General features: G+C 51.1%; 13 protein-coding genes. 3 read left to right on the top strand and 10 right to left on the bottom strand.

Annotated elements, in window-relative coordinates; translation table 11 throughout:
* The first annotated feature begins 224 nt into the window (after window positions 1-224).
* Both NDI45_RS14925 and prmC read left to right on the top strand, forming a co-directional pair.
* On the top strand, window positions 225-1,226 hold the full coding sequence (locus NDI45_RS14925; protein WP_348247794.1) for a Tic22 family protein: 1,002 nt from the start codon (window positions 225-227) through the stop codon (window positions 1,224-1,226).
* A 94-nt stretch (window positions 1,227-1,320) separates the two neighbouring features.
* A complete protein-coding gene (gene prmC, locus NDI45_RS14930; RefSeq protein WP_348247795.1) occupies window positions 1,321-2,232 on the top strand; it encodes a peptide chain release factor N(5)-glutamine methyltransferase in 912 nt (303 codons plus the stop codon).
* 210 nt (window positions 2,233-2,442) lie between these two features.
* Here prmC and NDI45_RS14935 read toward each other — a convergent pair whose 3' ends face one another.
* The 8 genes from NDI45_RS14935 to devC form a co-directional block, all read right to left on the bottom strand.
* Window positions 2,443-5,058 (bottom strand): CHAT domain-containing protein, encoded by a 2,616-nt coding sequence (locus NDI45_RS14935; RefSeq protein WP_348247796.1) that lies wholly within the window; start codon window positions 5,056-5,058, stop codon window positions 2,443-2,445.
* A gap of 796 nt (window positions 5,059-5,854) precedes the next feature.
* Window positions 5,855-7,675, bottom strand: coding sequence for a Calx-beta domain-containing protein (locus NDI45_RS14940; protein WP_348247797.1), 1,821 nt, complete (start codon window positions 7,673-7,675; stop codon window positions 5,855-5,857).
* A 433-nt stretch (window positions 7,676-8,108) separates the two neighbouring features.
* Window positions 8,109-9,455 carry an APC family permease gene (locus NDI45_RS14945; RefSeq protein WP_190793962.1) on the bottom strand — a complete coding sequence of 449 codons (1,347 nt, stop codon included), beginning with the start codon at window positions 9,453-9,455 and terminating at the stop codon, window positions 8,109-8,111.
* Between the two features lie 794 nt (window positions 9,456-10,249).
* Window positions 10,250-11,473, bottom strand: a complete 1,224-nt coding sequence (locus NDI45_RS14950; RefSeq protein ID WP_348247798.1) for an MFS transporter — start codon at window positions 11,471-11,473, stop codon at window positions 10,250-10,252.
* 92 nt (window positions 11,474-11,565) lie between these two features.
* Entirely contained in the window at window positions 11,566-12,603 is a 1,038-nt protein-coding gene (locus NDI45_RS14955; RefSeq protein WP_348247799.1) for an aromatic ring-hydroxylating dioxygenase subunit alpha, read from the bottom strand.
* A 45-nt stretch (window positions 12,604-12,648) separates the two neighbouring features.
* Entirely contained in the window at window positions 12,649-13,701 is a 1,053-nt protein-coding gene (locus tag NDI45_RS14960) for an aromatic ring-hydroxylating dioxygenase subunit alpha (RefSeq protein ID WP_348247800.1), read from the bottom strand.
* A 303-nt stretch (window positions 13,702-14,004) separates the two neighbouring features.
* Window positions 14,005-14,748 carry a DevA family ABC transporter ATP-binding protein gene (locus NDI45_RS14965; RefSeq protein ID WP_348247801.1) on the bottom strand — a complete coding sequence of 248 codons (744 nt, stop codon included), beginning with the start codon at window positions 14,746-14,748 and terminating at the stop codon, window positions 14,005-14,007.
* Window positions 14,749-14,811: 63 nt separating this feature from the next.
* A complete protein-coding gene (gene devC / locus NDI45_RS14970; RefSeq protein WP_190790444.1) occupies window positions 14,812-15,990 on the bottom strand; it encodes an ABC transporter permease DevC in 1,179 nt (392 codons plus the stop codon).
* A 16-nt stretch (window positions 15,991-16,006) separates the two neighbouring features.
* Here devC and NDI45_RS14975 point away from each other — a divergent pair, with 16 nt between their 5' ends.
* The gene (locus NDI45_RS14975) at window positions 16,007-16,219 is read left to right on the top strand and encodes a hypothetical protein (protein ID WP_190790443.1); all 213 of its coding nucleotides are present in this window, start codon (window positions 16,007-16,009) and stop codon (window positions 16,217-16,219) included.
* Here NDI45_RS14975 and NDI45_RS14980 read toward each other — a convergent pair.
* Both NDI45_RS14980 and NDI45_RS14985 read right to left on the bottom strand, forming a co-directional pair.
* Complete coding sequence (locus NDI45_RS14980; RefSeq protein WP_348247802.1) at window positions 16,191-17,375, bottom strand: HlyD family efflux transporter periplasmic adaptor subunit; 1,185 nt, start codon at window positions 17,373-17,375, stop codon at window positions 16,191-16,193. The genes NDI45_RS14975 and NDI45_RS14980 overlap by 29 nt on opposite strands.
* A 48-nt stretch (window positions 17,376-17,423) precedes the next feature.
* On the bottom strand, window positions 17,424-17,636 hold the full coding sequence (locus tag NDI45_RS14985; RefSeq protein WP_190790441.1) for a hypothetical protein: 213 nt from the start codon (window positions 17,634-17,636) through the stop codon (window positions 17,424-17,426).
* Between the last annotated feature and the right edge of the window lie 382 nt (window positions 17,637-18,018).

An 18,018-nucleotide genomic window follows, 5' to 3' on the forward strand; every position in this document is an offset into this window, starting at 1 on the left:
TAGCGAAAATCAGCAGCTTCTCTCAATCCGGAACTTTGGACGATCGAAGGAAGTCAAGCAGGATGAAGCGTTGGAATAAGCTTGTTCTATTGGAAACAACAGGCGGACGGTTGCCTATTGCTTGAAATTGTGCCAATCTATTCTGCGAGTCGCGTTGGTCGCTAAACAGTCTATTGATTTCTCTCTTTCTTTTGCCCGCTCTGGTCAAGATTCTCGTCTGCTGAGTGGTTGGGTCAAGCGATCGACTGAGTGTTTTTTACCTCAAAGCGACAGATGCAGACAGCACAACGCTGGGCAACGCTAATGCAGAGTTATTGCAGAGTTATTTGCAGAATCATTCACCCACCTTTTTGCTGAATGCTCGCGTCATCACAGGAGTTTTTATGAAGTCAGTCATTCGTTGGAGTGCAACGCTAAGTCTAGTCAGTAGTGTGCTAATCGGTTCATTTTGGGCTGGCACAGCGCGAGTGCTGGCTTTAACCGCCGAACAGGTGATGGAACGCTTGCGTCCCGTCCCCGTATTTACCCTGGCAAATGAGCAGGGCGCCCCTCTGGTTGCCTCGCCGACCGAAGGGGAAAATCGCGGTCCTGTCGCCGGGGTTTTTATTAACCGTCAGGATGCCGAGCGGTTTCTGAACGATCTTAAGACCCGCAATCCTCAGGTTGCACAGGGCGTTCGCGTGGTTCCCGTATCCCTTGCCGATATCTATCAAATCGCTGAAACCGAGCGATCGGGTCAGACTCCGCAAGACCAGCAGCTTCGTTTTGCCTTTATCCCGGCCCAGCAGCAGGTTGACGCGGCAATGACGATTTTGAGAGAAGGCGGACAAACCGTTAACGAATTTGAGGGAGTGCCAATTTTTGTGGCGCAGTCCAGTGGTCAGAATCGTGGCTACCTGACAATTCAGCAGGGCAATCAGCAGGTGATTCCCATGTTCTTTGATAGAGCCGAGCTGCAAGCCGTTTTGACTCGCCTTCAGCAAAGTCAGCCTGAGCTAGCGAACGGTATGCAGGTTCAGGTCGTCAACCTGGAAGGACTGATCCAAACCTTGCAAGCCAGCGAGAACGAAGAACTGAATCAGATTTTGCTGGTTCCGCCTAGAGACAGCGTGGAATTTGTTCGATCGCTTCAGCCCCAGGGTGGGCAGGGGCAGCAAGGGCAGCAGCGACAGGGGCAGCAGGGAGGACAGCAGCGACAGGCGCAACCCGCTCAGCCTCGCCGGTAAGCCCATCGGGTTTATTGGATTGAAGTGAATTCGAGTTTTGTCTCCGCTGGGGCGCATTGATTTTGCGCCCTTTTATCGTATTAGTGCGTAATCTATGCCTTCTTTTCAGGTTTCTGGGATCGCCCTGTGGCAATGGCAGCAAACCGCAAAACAGCAGGCGATCGCCGCCGGAATTTCTCCCCAGGAAGTCGATTGGCTTCTGCAAGAACTTGCCGGACTCGATCGCCTCAGCCTGCGCCTAGAAACTTACACATCCCAAACGCTCGCGCTCAAAGTGCCCCTGGAGACCCTCAGCGCTCGATGGCAGCAGCGATTAACCGAGCGAGTTCCCGTGCAGTATCTTGCAGGGGTTGCACCCTGGCGACAGTTCCTGCTGCATGTGACGCCTGCCGTCCTGATTCCCCGCCCAGAAACCGAAATTCTGATTGATTTAGCGCAGGCTGCGGCTTGCTCCGCCGATCGAATCGCGCCCAATTTTGACTTAGCCAAGGAACACTGGGCAGATTTGGGAACCGGAAGCGGGGCGATCGCGATTGGTTTAGCCGACAGCTTTCCGGCTGCTCAAATTCATGCCGTAGACTTTAGCGAAGCCGCTCTAGCTGTGGCTCAGGAAAACGCAAAACAGTGCGGCTTTAGCGATCGAATTCAGTTTTATCGCGGTTCTTGGTTCGAGCCACTCACGGACCTGAAAGGCAAGCTCAGCGGCATGGTATCCAACCCACCCTACATCCCGCAGCCCATGATCCCTGATTTGCAGCCCGAAGTCAGCCAGCACGAACCCCACCTTGCCCTCGATGGCGGCACAGACGGACTCGATGCAATTCGTCTTTTAGTCGAAACCGCTCCTACCTATCTGCGATCGGGCGGACTATGGCTAATCGAAATGATGGCAGGTCAGGCAGAAGCCGTTACCGCTCTGTTGAAAGCGCAGGGAAACTATGTTGGAATTCAGATTCATTCCGATCTGGCGGGGGTTGAGCGGTTTGCGCTGGCGTATCGCAGGTGAATGGGTGGATGGGTGGATGAGTGGGGGAGTTGTAGGGATGGAGTTTAGAAGAGGTCTAGTGAAGTTGGAGTTTGGCAGCGATCGATTCACACAAAGTCGTTCAAATCTCCCTATTCCCTGATCTCCCCATCTCCCCATCCCCTTATCTCTTTACTCCCTTATCTCTTTACTCCCTCATCCGCTCACTCACCCCTCCATTCATTCAACCTTTTACCCTCCATTTGCCTCCGGTGTCGCTGCCCCTAGCGTCTGCCAATCCCGAATCGCGATCGGTGTCCAGAGCCAGTTTTGGCTGAGGGCATTGGGCTGGAACTGCTGTGGGTTCATGGTTGAAACCATTTGATAGGTTTTAACGGCTTTGCTGAGCAGTTCTCCGGGCTGGGCGGTATCGGGGTTAGTTGAGGTTTTCCAGAGCGCGAGGGCAATTCCAGCGTAGCTGGTTAAGATGCGATCGTTTAGGGCAGGCCGAGCTGCGGTTGAGGTTTCCTGGGCAGCTGGCTGTTCCTGAAGCGAGAGTGCCCGCACCCAGGACTGAATCGCCTGCTCTGGTTTTCCCGCTTCGTAGTCGGCAAAGCCGATCGCCTCATAGTAAAGCGCATTGTCTGAATCGGCGGCAACTGCTTTTTCCCAGCTCTGGCGGGCATTGGCAACGCTATATTGACTGTTGCCCTGTTTAGCAGCCTGCCATGCTAAGCGACCTTGTAGGAAGTGAGTCGTAGCATCATTGCGGCGATCGACTGGAATGCTGGCAAGCGCGGCTTCGGCTTCGGTAAAAGCACCGCGATCGAGCAACGCCTCAACTGCCTGCTGACCGCGATTGTAGCGGTTTTGCGTAAAGCTATCGATCGCAAGCTGCTTCAGGTCAGGAGTTGATTTTGCGGCGAGTTCCGCCTGGAGCGTCGGGGGATTGGTAGCGGTTGTCTCACTCACCCTGCTTTGAAACTGCGAGACAATCTGAGGCACTGCCCAAAATCCGACGATCGCCAGCCCGATCGCTCCGGCAGCCCCAACCAGGGGTAGGACGATCGCTTTATTTTGCCGTTGACGGGCAGCAGTGCGTCGCTGGTAGCTTTGCTCGGTGTGAATCTGCCCCCCTGGAATCTGTTCGGTGTGAACCTGTTCGGTAGGGGTCTGTCTGCTGGGTTCGCTGAGGGAGTCTCCAGGCGGGTCAGGAGCAGTAAGCTCAGCGGAGTCGGGCGTGACAAGTGCTTTGGGAACAGCAAGCTCCGCAGGGGGCGGGGTGCGATGACTTGGAACAGCCGGAGGAGTCGGGCGAATGGTGGACGCTGCTGGAGCGATCGGGGGCGTTGAAACCGCAGGCGGAGCAACTGGAGTCTCGCTTGGCGTAGGCGGAATAAGCTGCCGGATCATGTCTGCCACTGCAAAATCATCGTCGTCAACCGCTCCCGCATCGTCGAGCGCGTCCAGCCAGTCTGCATCTTCGGCGAGGACTGCCTGAGCAATCATGTCGGCTTCGTCGGCTGCGATGACTTCTTCGGGAAACGGCGAAGCAACGGGTTCTGCATCGACGAGCAGCGCAGGCGGAAAAATTGCTTCTTCGCCAGGCGGCAGCGGAAACACCTCATAGGTGGGCGGCGTAAACAGCAGGCGATCGGCGGGGTCTTCCTGTGATCGATCGGTGGGAGTCAGGTAGCCGTCAAACTCTGGATGCAGATAGAGAATCGGCAGTGCCCAGTAAAACTGATTCGAGCCATAGGATGAAATTAAGCCCTGCCTGGCGCGGCTGAGGCTGAGATCGATCGGGTAGCCCTGCTTCAGGTTGCGATAGAACAGGCGGGTCAGATTCAAAGCCACTTCATCGGGAATCTGCTCTGCCATTGCCAGCACCGAAGGAATTCCCCGGCTGACCAATGCCTCTGCCAGGTTTTGTTCCAGATTTCGCCCCATTGCGGGATCGGTTTCGGTGGGCAGATACGCGCCGCGACAGGAATTAAACACCGCCAGACGAATGCCGTTATTCACCAGCAAGCCCGCCAGGTCGTCGCCGCTCATCAGTTCGGTGAGCCCGGTACGATTATTTACCAGATACAGCGAACCGCCGCCCGCGCTGACATCACTGTGTCCCGCATAGTGAAGCACCTGAAACTGACCCTGTTCGAGTGCCTGCGTTAGCTCTTCCCGTCCAGGCTGACTCAAGATCGTAAGCTGAATTTCTGGCTCCGAAGGCAGCGTGGACGGCATCCGCAGCTCTTGCTGAAGCTGGGTAGCTTCCCGATAAAGCTGCAACTGCTCGCGATCGCTCGGCGAGGCAACCACCATAAGAATTTTGAGCGGCTGACCCGGTTCTAGCATCAGCGACCCCCCTTCTTCCGCCAGACGAGTGCCCGGACGATAGCGCGAGAAAATGACCTGAATTCCGGTTGCCAAAGGACGGGGCGCAGCCTGGTTTTGCCGCATTCGCTCGATCGGCACATCAGAGCCATACAGCACTTCCCAAGGCAGGCGGGGCAGGCGATCGCCCTTCAGCCCCAGTCGCAGTCGCAATGCCTGACGACGGTTTTGAGCAACCCCCTGAGCCATCAGCCAGCTATCGCGCAACGTGCCTTGAAACAAATGATGATAAAGCTGCTGTCCCAGCTCCACTAGACTAAGCGACGGCTGCAAAACACTGGGGTGTTCCGGGTTGGTTATAAATGCCCGTTCGCCCTGCAAAATGCCCACGAGCGGATCGTTCATGAGCTGACGCGCTTGAGTCAGCCACGACTCCAGGGGCAAAACAAATTGTTCTTCCGCAAGCGGCACTCCTGGCGCAACTCGCTCTGTCCGAACCAGATACTCATTGTTCCCTACTGGGGTTACAGACACATGAAATTCCTGAGTCACCTTACCCGTGCGCTCCTGCTAATCGCTCAACTGAATCTGCGGCTCTCTGAGGGCTGAACCTCGATGGACTGAACAATGGACAAAACAGTAAATCGGACGATCGACAAAAGACTGAACCCAGGAGGCGGAACAGCACATCGGCGAAAGGCAAGCTCAGAGCCCCTGATAAACACAACATTTGCTAGCCTAGCGAAAATCAGACGCTTACAAGCGAAGTTCATCAAACTTGCAAACCAATCAGGAAATAAATCCTGGTGAGCTGCTTCAATTTCCGCTCGTTCTAGCCGTCCGCTTCGCAGATCGCCAGAAGGATAATCGCTACCTTACTTAGCGGGGATAGAGGTATAAAAAAGCTCGAATCGCGCTCTGTTTTCATCCACTCCGTTTTCATCCATTGTTCGTCTGCCTGAGCATTGCCCAGGAGAGTTCAGCAATCCAGATCGAATCTATCCCAATACAGGTCTGCCAGAACAGTTCCAAGGCAGATCTGGTCTAAGCCCCGTCCTATTCCGATCGCAGTCTGTAGGATACTCGATCCAGCTACTGAACCCTAAGACGCAGCCCACGCAAAAAAGTTACGGCGAGATTTGAGCTTTTCAAGCAGGCTGCAAAATTGTCTTTCCGGGAAATCGAGATTGGGCTAAAACTAAAAACTAAGCTAAAAATCTGGGTCAAATTTTCCGGACGGGCAGTCACTTCCAGGGAAAGAGGGAGTGGTAGATGCACCCTGATTTCAATTTCCTGGACTCCATTTTGGTGTTCGGGAATTTTTTTTGCGCTAGCCCTGAATCACAAAATCACGCACCCTCAGCGTCGGCGACCCTTGCAGCAAGGCAAACTTCCCGCCCTCGCCAAATCCGGCTGTGCTGCCATTTTCGTTGTAAAACAGGCTGCCATTTCTGCTGTTGTAGACAATCAGAGCGGATTGCTGCGCTGCTGCCCGGTCGGAGTTCACGATCGCAAACTCGCTTTTGCTCTGAAATCCACGTCCTATGTCGCTTTGAAGTCGGCTAAACGTGGGTTGACTTAAGCCAATGCGATCGCGTTTGGAGACGAAATCAGTAACGCGATCCAGACCTATCTCGGCAAACGGCACACCCGCACCAAACCAAAAGCGATCGGATTGGCGCCCGCCTGTAAGAATGTCATTTCCTGCACCCCCAATGAGCGTATCCATTCCGGATTGACCCAGTAGCCGATCAGCTCCCGCTTCACCCGCGAGAACATCGCGACCTGCTTTTCCCAGCAGCCGATTGTTGCCTGCGTTACCCGTGATGGCATTGTTCCTCGCGTTGCCGATGCCGCTAATAGGGGTAGTTCCCATGAGCCGCAGGCTTTCCATTGCTTTAGGCAGGGTTGTGCTGACCGTCGCCGCTAGGGTATCGCTAATCGTGACCGTCGCCTCAGCGTCCAGAATCGCACCGTTGTTGGCATTGCTCAGCGTCAGGGTCAGGGTTTCATCAGCTTCGGGCACGTTATCGTTCAGAATGGGCAGTGCGATCGTTTGGGTGGTTTGACCGGGCGCAAAGGCGATCGTGCCGCTGATTGGAGCATAATCGCTGCCTGCTTGAGCCGTTCCGTCTGCGGTGCTGTAGCGGATGGTAATTGGCTGAGTCCCTGCTTTAGACAAACTCACCGTAATCGCTGCTGTAGAATCGCGTCCTTCGATTGCAGCAACATCGACGATCGATACAGCAGGAAGCTCAGGAGCCACCGTCGGAGGGCGAACCCCGGCTTGACCTTCGGTAACAGAGGCGATCGGCGGAGCAGCAACGCCAACCACACTTTGAACAGTCTGCTCAATAATCGATTCAAGCTCTGGACTGATGGGGATTGGACGGCTTTGCTCTGGACGATTGAGGGAATATTGGACAGGAATCGGCAGTTTTGTAAGATCGCCGCCAAACAGCGTGGCGTAATAAGTCGCTCCTACAATGTATGACCCAATATTATTGAGATGAATATTATCGACATACAGATCCCAAATGCTGGAATAGCCCGGAACCTGCCCACTCTGCATCTTTTGATTAAGCTGAAACAGAACTTCGCCCACCGGCACAAGCCAAATTGGCTTTAGATCGGGAAACGCCTCCTGTAGGCGAGTTTGCAGCCGCTCAAAATAACTGCGCGACTCATTATTGTTCCCCGATGTCTCTACGCCGTAAGTTGCCTGCCAGAGAGCATCCCAATCGGCTGCGGTGGGGTTCGGATTGCGGCTCGATTTGCGGGGCCATCGCTGGTAAAGGTAGACCTGAAGATTGGGGCTATTTTGCCGGGCAAGATTGATGAAATTACTCGCCATCTGCAAATCGCCCTGCTGCGGGTTTCCCTGACCTCCCAGAACCGAGCGATCGAACGGCTGAAGCGACAGCGCATCCCACTGATAGTTACCAAGCGCACTAGGATAATAGCCGTAGGGCTGCTGAAGAAATCCATTATTAGGGTGTTCCCAGATCCAGCTTAGGGGCGCACCGGGAATGACGTGTCTGCCCCAGATCAAATCGTCTCCACCGCTTTCTGACAACGCATCCAATCCAGCCTGGTTAATGGTATCGGTAACGCTGTTGCCAACAAAGTAAGTTCTAAGTTGAGAAGCCATTCTTGTTCAGCAGCATCTGTGACAAGCTTAAGCAAGCAGAAAAGGCACTAAAAAAATGCCCGATCGCAAATATCAAGCAGGCGATATTGCATAAGCGATTGCGCTATTTCTGTTAATATTTCTAAAACTATCCTTTCATATAAATCCTTTCACATCCATCCGTTGAGGGATACAACACTAAATCCCTTAATAGGCAGTGAGCCGATCGCAGCCAAAATAAACGAACAGAATGAACGAGCGTGACAAACAGTACTGTTTTGTCATAAGCAAAGTCTAAATTCCTCTTTCTAAAGGAAGAAGGAAGAGAGGACTACCGAAAAGTATCAACCGATGTTCTTATTAATGAAAGACAAAACATCAACCCAGAAACCAGGGATGAACAAACGAAATTAGCGTATCCGTCTTGATCGATTCATCATCAATTCATCGAGCGTTAAAGGCTGTGCGATCGCTGTTTTTTCACCGCACTCTGAATGCCAATCAAAAGCACCCCTATGCCTACAAACGCCAATGCCAGAATGTGACTTTCTCGCGAGGCAAAGGCAACCAGGATCAGGTTCAACAGCAGCGCGAGGGCGGGTATCGGCAAAGGCACTCGAAATCCGTTCGATCGCGGTTCACGACGCTTAATGATCAGCAGCGAGAGGTTGACCAGACAAAACATTGCCAGAATTAATGTTGCTGTCGTTCCTGCCAGGAATTGCAGCGTACCGGAGAGTGCCAGGAAAATCGCGATCGGCAGAATCACAATCAGCGTACGATAGGGCGTTTGTCTGCTCCGATGCAGTTTACCCAACCAGGCAGGCAGCAGCCCTTCCCGCGCCATTCCATAAAGCAGTCGAGATGCCGTAATGAAGTTGAGCAGGGCAGTATTGAGTACGGCAAACAAAGCAATGACAGTAAAAATGACCGACGGAAAATTCGGCTGCGCCTGACGAACCACATCTAATAGCGGCGCATTGGAAGCAGCCAACTCCGAGGGACTGATTACCTGAACCGCCAGCCAGGACACCAGGATATACACCCCTCCGGCAATTGCCAGGGCCAGCAGAATTGCTCTAGGCAGATTGCGTTCTGGATTTTTGACTTCCTCTGCCACATTTACAATGTCCTCAAACCCTACAAAGGCATAGAAAGCCAGAGCCGCACCCTGCACCACAGCTAACCAGCCTACTGTTTGCCCAGAGGGAGCCGAAGCGATGGGCAGAGCTTGAGCGGTTGCCCCGTTGCCTAGCAGAAACAAAACCGAAACCAGAACGACGATCAGCAGTCCTGAAACTTCCAGCGTCGTACAAAAAATATTAAGGGCAGAAGACTCCTGCATTCCCCTAAAGTTCACAAACGCTAGTACTGAAAACAAAGCGAGAATAATGAACCAGTCAGGAATAACAGGAATAAAAGCATTCAGATAGCCTGCAAACGCCTTTGAGAGGGTTGCCATCGACACCAGGCAGGTACAAAACATTAACCAGCCCACTAGAACTGAAAGCCAATCTGTGCGAAATGCCCGGTTGACAAAGCAGGCAACTCCTCCGCTTTGCGGAATGCGGCTGCCCAGTTCGGCATAGCTCAACGCGGTAAGCGCAGCAACGACCATTGCAACGAGAAACGAAGCCCAAACCAGAGTGCCAGAAAGTCCTGCAATTTTGCCAACAACTGCATAAATTCCAGCTCCAAGAATATCGCCAACTCCGTAGATAATTAGGGTCGGCAAACCAAAGACGCGCTTCAGTTTAGTTGCATCAGCTTGAGTTTCTACAGCATTCGTCTGAGTTTCCATAAAAGTCAATTACCTTTTAACAATTTTGAAAATGAGACTTATTCCGATCCTGCTTCTTTATTAATGTTTTATCAGTATAAGGGATTGCTAATTAACTGCAAGCTGGTTATTGTTACTAACAAATTTATCTGCTTTAATAGATAAGTTGAAGGGAAGGTTCATCGTTCATTTTCAGGTGCAAAAGCTTTATCAGCCAGCGTTTAATCTGTCATCTATAAAAGAGTAGAGATAAAAGAATAGAAAGTCATATTTCGTTTGGCTTAAATCTAAATCGAAATTCTAATCCGAGGCAGCGATCGGCATTAAGCGAACTTTTTAAACCAGGCGATCGAAATTAAGCCGTTAGTAAACAGGGTTTATGCTGGGCGATTAACTTAAGTTGAAGGACACGATTAAATCAAAAACAATGTAAAGCAAAGATTGGTAAAGCGAGGACAATAGAAAATAAAAACAATGGAATCTTTATCCGCAAAAAGCAAAAAAAATTCCATCTCTGGGAATCTTTGAAATTGGAAGGAGGCTCGGTTTCCTTCAGCGTTAGGGAGTTCTGGGGCAGTTCAGATCACAGCGATAACTTGCCAAATATCCTTAAACATTCTTTAAGTCAAGCTGGATCAACCAGAGGACGCTTTAAAGGTATCCAATCTCCTACATCGCCCCCTAAATCCCCCAATGCTGGGGGACTTTGAATGTAAGCGGAGTTAGCTCGGCTCCCCTAGAATTAGCCCGTGCGGGGAGCAGTTCGAGGAATCATGATAATTTTGTTAAACAACGTCTCAAGCAGGCTGGATAAATCAGGACGAAACAGACAGGCGACGCGGCAAATTCATCAGGGTAAACCCGATCGCAATCAGCATGAAAAATGCTCCCGTCCAGAAGGGTGACAGCACACCAGAATGATCAAACACCCAGCCTGCCCATAGCGGACCCAGAATCGTCGCAACACTCTGGAGTGCCTGGTTGCCCCCCAGCGTTTTGCCCTGCTCCTGATCCGAGACGCGGTTTGAGATCAGACCCCGCAATGAAGGAATAATTAGCCCCACGCCTAACGCCAACAGAGCTTGAGTTGTGTATAGCGCAGGCACGAGAATCGGACCCCTTGCCGGAATCAAAACAATGCCGCCAAAGGCGATCGCCACTAGCCCCAGCCCCCCGATCGCCAGCTTAGACTCGCCAAAGCGCGGTAGCAGAGAACGAATTAGCCCTCCTTGCACCACGGTTGAGACAATGCCAATAAAGAAAAAGACGGCGGCTGCCTGACTCGGTCCCCATCCGTAGCGATCGTTGAGGAACAGTACAAAAATACTGCTAAAACCCGCAAACGCGAAGTTAAAGATAAAGAACGCAATCAGCAGTCCCTGAATCCGAGGATTTTTGAGTAAATCGATCAATTGGCTGATGGGATTGAGATCTTGCCGCGTAAAAGGACGACGATGCTCTTTGTCCAGCGACTCTGGCAGGACGAACCAGCCCAGGCAGAAGTTTAGTAAAGCGATCGTTCCTGCGACAAACACAGGCAAATTCAGGTTAATATTTGCCAGCACACCTCCCAATGCTGGACCCAGCGTGAAGCCTAGCCCAAACGCTGCACCTGTTAAACCGAAGTTTTTCGCTCGATCTTCCGGCGAGGAAATATCGGCAATGTAGGCTTGAGCTGTCGCCGCCACTCCGCCCGTGATTCCATCTACCACACGAGAGAAAAATAGCATCCACAAACTTGCCGCAAAACCGAATAGATAATACGAAACTGCTGTTCCCAAAACACATACAAGCAAAATCGGACGACGCCCATAGCGATCGGACAATCCGCCAATAATGGGACTGGCAATAAATTGAGCGATCGCAAACGATGATGCTAAAAGACCAAGCGTAAACGCATCCGATCGAAACCGTTCAACCAGAAAGGGTAAAATCGGAAAAATCAAACTTTCCCCTAATTTGTCGATCAAAATGGTGATGAAAATAAACAGCAGTCGAGGCATCGAAAGTGCCTTTGCTGGGAGAGGACTTGAAGACATAAATTAACTCACGTAGGGAAAAGAAAAATACTGATTCGAGAATGTTTGAGCAGTGTTAAATCTCTTACACTGCCCTCTTCTCAAACAGCCGCCTAAACCATGATTTCCGGCTGCTCCAGAATCACAGGGTGATCGGCATATTTTTTCAGCAGTTTGCGGTAAGCGATCAGGGTTGCATCTGAAGCGACTAGCAGTTCGCGTCCCATTTCGTTGTAGGGTGCATAGCGAGGAAACTGGGTTTTCACCACCACATCGTCTTCCTGCAAAATGTTATTGCCGACCTGCGCCGTATGGCGATCGAGCCAATGATCAAGAATCGGCATATTGTTCAGGAAATTGCGAATATTGACTGACTTGACGATCGTTGTGGTGTCATCGACCGGAATGTGAGCGAGAATGCTTTCTAACTTAAAGCGACCAAACTGCACCGAAGAATAAGTGATATTGGGCAGAGCAAACCGATAACCTTTCCGCGCATCGGGGTCGTCTTGTTGCATCACAAACCGCATCAGTCCATTTAAACGATTCACCTTGATCTCCAGGCTCGCCGTCATTTCATACTCGCCGATCTCAACTTCATAGTCTTCGATCTGGGTGTTTTGCGGAGCCTTGCTCGTGCCGATCGCCCCTTGATGAACATACAGGGCATGGGCAGCATCAATCCCGTTTTCCATAGTACGGGTGAAGTGGGCGTTAAACGTATAGCGGCTAAAAGCGGGGGGTCGCTCTGGAGATTCAAACTGGGGAAAGTCAGGAATCGGCGGACGGCGATCGGCAGGCAAATCCAGGTCTCCGACAAACATCCAGACCAGATCATATTTCTCCTGGATTGGATACGATTGAACCCGCGCCCGCTTAGGAATCGGGGTCTGAGCTGAATCTGCCGGAATATGACTGCACCGTCCATCTGCCTCGTAACGCCAGCCATGATAGGGACAGCGAATACAGTTTCCTTCTGTCCAGCCCATTGCCAAACTTGCTCCCCGATGAGCGCACTGATTATCGAGCGCAACGACCTGCCCCTGATGCCGATACAGGACATACTCTTTACCCATCAGTTTCAGCGGCTTTGGGGCTGAAGTAACCTCATGGCTCAGCTCGACAGCATACCAAAAATTCTTTAGCATCATCTATTTTCCTTCGCGTTTTCTTTCACGTTTTTTTCACCGATCGAGCTATCCTGCTGTCACCACTGCTGCCTGTTTCCCGTTTGTCTCAATCAATCCTGTCGGAATTCCGTAATCCCCGATCGCCCAGCCCTGCTCGACATATTTCCGCAGCAGTTTTCGGTAGGCAAGCTGAAGACTATCCGAAGCAATCAAGATTTCTCCGGTGAGCGGCACGACCCTCGGAACCTGGCTTTCAATCACAGCCTTGTCTTCGTAATAAGTGTCGTTGGTGTTTTTGCGAGAATTCCAGTCTGCCCAGGGCTGTGTCAGGAAGTTTCGCAGTCCAATCCACTTGGTTAAAGTGGTGTGTTCATCGATCGGAATATTGCTGGCAAAGTAAATGTATTGAAATCCCCGGTAGTTAAAGTCCAAGTGAATGCGATTAATGTTGGGCAGGTGAACCGTTAGAGTTGCACTGGAAAAAGGACGATCGCGCTTCACAATCAGCTTTAGTAGCCCCGCTCGCTTCGGCGGCTTGGAAATGGTTTTAGCCGTAGCAGTCCAGTCATCAATTTGCACCTCGTAGGGTGGTACTTCGGCATCATTTCGGTGATGAAAGAACACGGAATGCACAAAAGGCGCATGGGAGCTATCCAGACCGCTCTCAACCACGCGAGTATAGTGCGCGTTCCAGGTATATTCGCCGCTGACACTGCGCCATGCCGGATCATCAAACTCTGGAAACGGAGGAATCGGAGGACGCTGCTCCGATGGCAAATCGCCCACAAATAGCCAGATAAATCCGTAGCGCTCTTCCACCGAGAAAGGCTCGACCTTTGCCCGCTTCGGAATTGGCACACCCGTCTGATCCGCAGGCACTTCCACACACTTGCCGTCGCTTGCGTAACGCCAGCCGTGATAGGGACAGCGAATACAGTCTCCCTCGACCCATCCACCTGATAAAGCAGCCCCCCGGTGAATACAGCGATCGATTAAGGCAATCACCTGCCCCTGGCGATCGCGGTATAGCACATAATCCTGACCCATGAGCCGGACCTGTCGGGGCTGGTCACGCACAGCAGCACTAAATTCAACGGCATACCAAAAGTTTTTAAGCATAGGGAATCTCCTAACCGATAGTGTTTAGCAGCGTGAAATTCATCTCCTTCAATGCGTTTGCTAGAAGAGTTTGAAGGAGTAGAAAAGAGTAAGTTGCCGCACAATGTTGTTGAGAAATTGCTGTTCAGCAGAGTTCCCAGAATGAGCATTGAAGTAGCATTTCGGTTGATTTTTATCTGCAATTCAGTTGGCGACTCGTCCTTAAGAAAGGGCGCAACCCGTGCGGTTTCAGGAATAAATGGGTTCAATTTCTAAGGCTGAAAAGCTTAATCGAAGTGTCAATTCAGGCAGATTCCGGCAGGTTCAGGCAGATTCAGCCAGTGCAGGAGAATAGTTTGGTGATGAGCTGTTACTTTCAATAGAACTGACATTTTGAATAAGCTGACCGTCCTCCATGTGAATAATTCGATCGGCAATATCCAAAATGCGGTTGTCATGCGTCACCAGCAGAATCGTACAGCCCTGCTCTTTGGCAAGCCGCTGCAAAATTTCCACCACATCTCGTCCCGATTTACTATCCAGCGCAGCCGTTGGTTCATCTGCCAGCACGAGCTGAGGCTGACTCACTAGGGCACGGGCGATCGCCACTCGCTGCTTTTGCCCGCCCGAAAGATTATCGGGATAGTAGTTTATGCGCTGACCCAGCCCAACGGCTTCCAGCATTTCTACACAGCGGCGCGTTCGTTCCTCAAATGAAATTTCGGGGTGCAGGCGCAGCGACATTCGGACATTTTCCTGGGCAGTTAAACAGTCGAGTAAGTTATGTGCTTGAAAAATATAGCCAATCCGACTGCGAACCTGCACAAGCTGGCGTTTCTTCGCTCCCTGTAGCTCCTGCCCCAGCACCTTTAAGCTGCCTTCCTGCACCGATCGCAATCCGCCCATTAAGCTTAACAGCGTCGTTTTACCGCTTCCAGATGGGCCCGTGAGAATGACAATTTCACCTGCAAAAATATCGAGATTAATATCGATCAAAACAGGTTTACGGAGATTGCCTTTTCCATAAACGTGATGAAGCTGACGAACCGAAATTGCGGACAGTGGCATAAATAATGCTGAGAAGAAAGTGACAGAGCGAGACAATCAACAAAGAATAATGAGGAAAACAACTTAGAAAACATCTGCGGGATCAGCCGATCGCAATTTGCGAACTGTAATCGCGGCTGAAATCATACACATTAGCACTGTGAGAATGAACACTTGCAACGCAACATCAAACCGCATTACCACTGCAAGCTGGGTTAAATTTCCCAGCACTCCGTAAAGCGCGATCGAGCAGCCAAATCCGGGCAGAAAACCCAGCACCGCTAGAATAATGGCTTCTTGAAACACCACGACAAGCAGTTGATTATCTGAGTAGCCGATCGCCTTTAGCGTGGCATATTCCGGCAAATGCTCGTTTACGTCGGTATAAAGCACCTGGTACACAATAATCACCCCTACCACAAAACCCATAATGGTTCCAAAGTTAAAGATGATTCCAGGCGGCTGATTTGACCAGTAGCGATTTTCGAGCGCGATGAGTTCCTGATGGTTGAGTATCGCAACGTCTTCTGGCAAGATGGTTTGAAGCTGGGCAATGACTTCAACCGGATTCGCATCTGGCTCTAACGTCAAAACTCCTGCATGAATGTTATCCGCACCCGCTTCACCAAACAAACGCAGATAGTTCAGATCACTGGTGACGACATGACCCCGCTTAAACAGGCTGCTCCCCATTGAAAATAGCCCACCGACCCAAATTTGTCGATCGCCTACCTCCGTCGAGACCGTCTCGCCCTGCTCAAACGCCTGACCTACTGAACCCAGTGAAGACAGAGATTTGCGATCGAACAGCACCGTGTCAGGCTGCTCAATTTGCACCAACTGTTGATTAATCGCAGGGAGATTCATCACGGGCTGAGCCGGATTAAATGCGATCACAGTGACATCAGTGACTTCCTTATTCCAGGGATTTACCCAGGACGTTTGCGTGTAATAAAGCGGTTTTGCGGCTTCAATAGCGTCGATCGCGCTAACCCGATAAAGCTGATCTTTGGGAAAAGATTGATTACCCAAAAATTTCGAGTTGCGATTCACTAAAAACAAATCTCCCTGAACATTTTCGGGAAAGCGAGTCACGCCATCGAACATGGTAGCGCGAAAGCCAAGCTGCATAAAAATCAGAATATTTGCAAACGAAATTCCTGAGATTGCAACCAGCAGCCGCACCTTCTGATGAGACAACTGCGACCACGCCAGCGGGATTTCCTTCGGTAAACTGAACTTGAATGGTTTAGAAATTTGCATAGGTATCGAGGCAAAAGTGGAATATCGAAAAGTGCAGAAAACGCTGTATATTTCTGCCAATCGATCGGACGAGGAAGTGTCTTCAAGCGTGTCAAAGGTGCTGCATCGCCTCCTCAATTTCCCGTCAATAGGTGACTTTGAGCGTGAGCGTCATTGGCTCGCTTCCTCGCAGAATTGCCCCGCTAGGGAAACGGTTCGGATCAATCGGCTTTATCCCGGTGAATTTTGACTCTCACCTGCATATAGGTTAATCCTGCAACTTGCTCGCTTGATTGAGCATCCAGGCGAATTTTGACTTCTACGACTCGTGCATTGCTATTGGCAGCAGGATCAGTGTCGAGAATATCTACCTTTTTTACCTGTAAGCCAATCTGTTCGACCGTTCCCTTTAATTCCTCAGTAAAGCCACCATTTTCGCTGGCGATCGTTGCCCGTTGCCCAGTTTTGATCTTAGGAACATCAGTTTCATACACTTCTGCGATGACTGCCATGCGATCGGTTTGTCCCAAATCGACAATACCCGCTTCCGAGTCAACCTGCTCGCCAATCTGAGTGTTAATTTTGAGGATTTGTCCGGCGGCCGGAGCGCGAACATAATAATCTTCAAGTTCGGCTTGTTCGCTGGCAAGTTTGCTAAGGGCATAGCGGACTTGTGCCTGGGGCACTGTAACATCCACCGGGCGCACTTCTGATAAGTTGTTCAGGGTTGCTTTTGCTTGAATGATCTGGGCATTGAGGGTTGCGATCGTATTCGCTAACTCTGCTTGTGCCTCGGTCACTTGGGTCTGGGAGGTGCGGTAGTTTCTGCGATAGCCATCTAATGTCGCTGCGCTAATTGCCCCCTGCTCAAACAGTTGAGCGTATCGATTGTAAGTCGTTTGAGCATTTTGTAGCTCGACTTCAGCTCGACGTAAGGATGCCTGTTTCGCGACGGTGTCTGTGTTCAGTTCCGCTTGGAGTCGGACAATCGCAGCCTGCTGTGCCCGGATCTGACTGGAATTGCTGCTACCTGCCTGAACCTGCTTCAACTTTGCCTGCTCGATCGCTACGCTATTTTCGGCTTCGATCACCGCAGCCTGCTGTTTCTCTAGCCCCTGCAAAATCGCAATCACCTGCCCGGCTTGAACCTGATCGCCTTCTGCCACCAGCAAGCGATTGACTCGACTATCCCTGGCGTTGGCAACTGAAACTTTGATAATCGAGCTTTCCGGCTCAATACGTCCAAGGGCGGCAACTGCCCGAATCGGCTGAGGAGCGGTCACGGGTGTTTCGACAGATGCACGACTCGGTACTGCAATCCGCTGAACTGCCCAGACTCCCATTCCCATACAGCCGATTGCTAAAACGAGCCAGTATCCCTGCACTCTCGCAAACTGCTTCTGCATAATCGCCTATTGGTAATAAATTGTTTGAGGAAGTTTCAGGAAACGGCTCTAGAACTTCCAGGCAGCATAAATCACGCCAGCAAACAGCACCAAGGTTGCAATGCCGATGTAAACCATCTTGAATTCGTGGTGATCGATCGCGTGATCGATCTGTTGACCTAGCTCCTGGCGAAATTGCTCAATCTTCTCTTTAGCCTGCGGGTCAGAAATTGATGCAAAGCTGTTTCCCCTTCGGGACGGTCGGCTCACACGCTTGCTCATGGGACGTTCCCCTGAAATATAGATCAGCGACGATACCGTGCTGAATTTAGGCTTAGAGTACCCAGAAACAAGTCAAGGTAACATTGTCCCCTTGCGTCCCCTTGCGTCCCTTTGCGTTCCTGTAGTGACTACATAGGAAGCTTTCCTGCAAAAACGACTCTTACAGGGGTGATCGACTTCGGCATTCTGCATTGCGCTTCCAAAGGGACGATACCAGGAATTGCAAAGATAAAGATTAAAGGCACTTGTCGAGCCGTTATTTTATAGCCCTACGCAACAGAGATAGGACAGTAACATAGAGGCTAGAAGAGAGTTGGGAAATGCTCATGTCCGCCCCCTACAGCTACGACCTCCGCACTAAAGCAATCGAGGCAGTCAAACG

Origin of the sequence: Leptolyngbya sp. GB1-A1 (genome assembly GCF_039962475.1) — a bacterium.
In the GTDB taxonomy this organism is placed as follows: Bacteria; Cyanobacteriota; Cyanobacteriia; order Elainellales; family Elainellaceae; genus Leptolyngbya_A.

Excerpts from the sequence above, each read along its gene's own strand:
- prmC (WP_348247795.1), top strand. The coding sequence starts at position 1,321 with ATGCCTTCTTTTCAGGTTTCTGGGATCGCCCTGTGGCAATGGCAGCAA.
- NDI45_RS14940 (WP_348247797.1), bottom strand. The coding sequence starts at position 7,675 with ATGGCTTCTCAACTTAGAACTTACTTTGTTGGCAACAGCGTTACCGAT.
- NDI45_RS14945 (WP_190793962.1), bottom strand. The coding sequence starts at position 9,455 with ATGGAAACTCAGACGAATGCTGTAGAAACTCAAGCTGATGCAACTAAA.
- NDI45_RS14950 (WP_348247798.1), bottom strand. The coding sequence starts at position 11,473 with ATGTCTTCAAGTCCTCTCCCAGCAAAGGCACTTTCGATGCCTCGACTG.
- NDI45_RS14955 (WP_348247799.1), bottom strand. The coding sequence starts at position 12,603 with ATGATGCTAAAGAATTTTTGGTATGCTGTCGAGCTGAGCCATGAGGTT.
- NDI45_RS14960 (WP_348247800.1), bottom strand. The coding sequence starts at position 13,701 with ATGCTTAAAAACTTTTGGTATGCCGTTGAATTTAGTGCTGCTGTGCGT.
- NDI45_RS14965 (WP_348247801.1), bottom strand. The coding sequence starts at position 14,748 with ATGCCACTGTCCGCAATTTCGGTTCGTCAGCTTCATCACGTTTATGGA.
- devC (WP_190790444.1), bottom strand. The coding sequence starts at position 15,990 with ATGCAAATTTCTAAACCATTCAAGTTCAGTTTACCGAAGGAAATCCCG.
- NDI45_RS14980 (WP_348247802.1), bottom strand. The coding sequence starts at position 17,375 with ATGCAGAAGCAGTTTGCGAGAGTGCAGGGATACTGGCTCGTTTTAGCA.
- NDI45_RS14985 (WP_190790441.1), bottom strand. The coding sequence starts at position 17,636 with ATGAGCAAGCGTGTGAGCCGACCGTCCCGAAGGGGAAACAGCTTTGCA.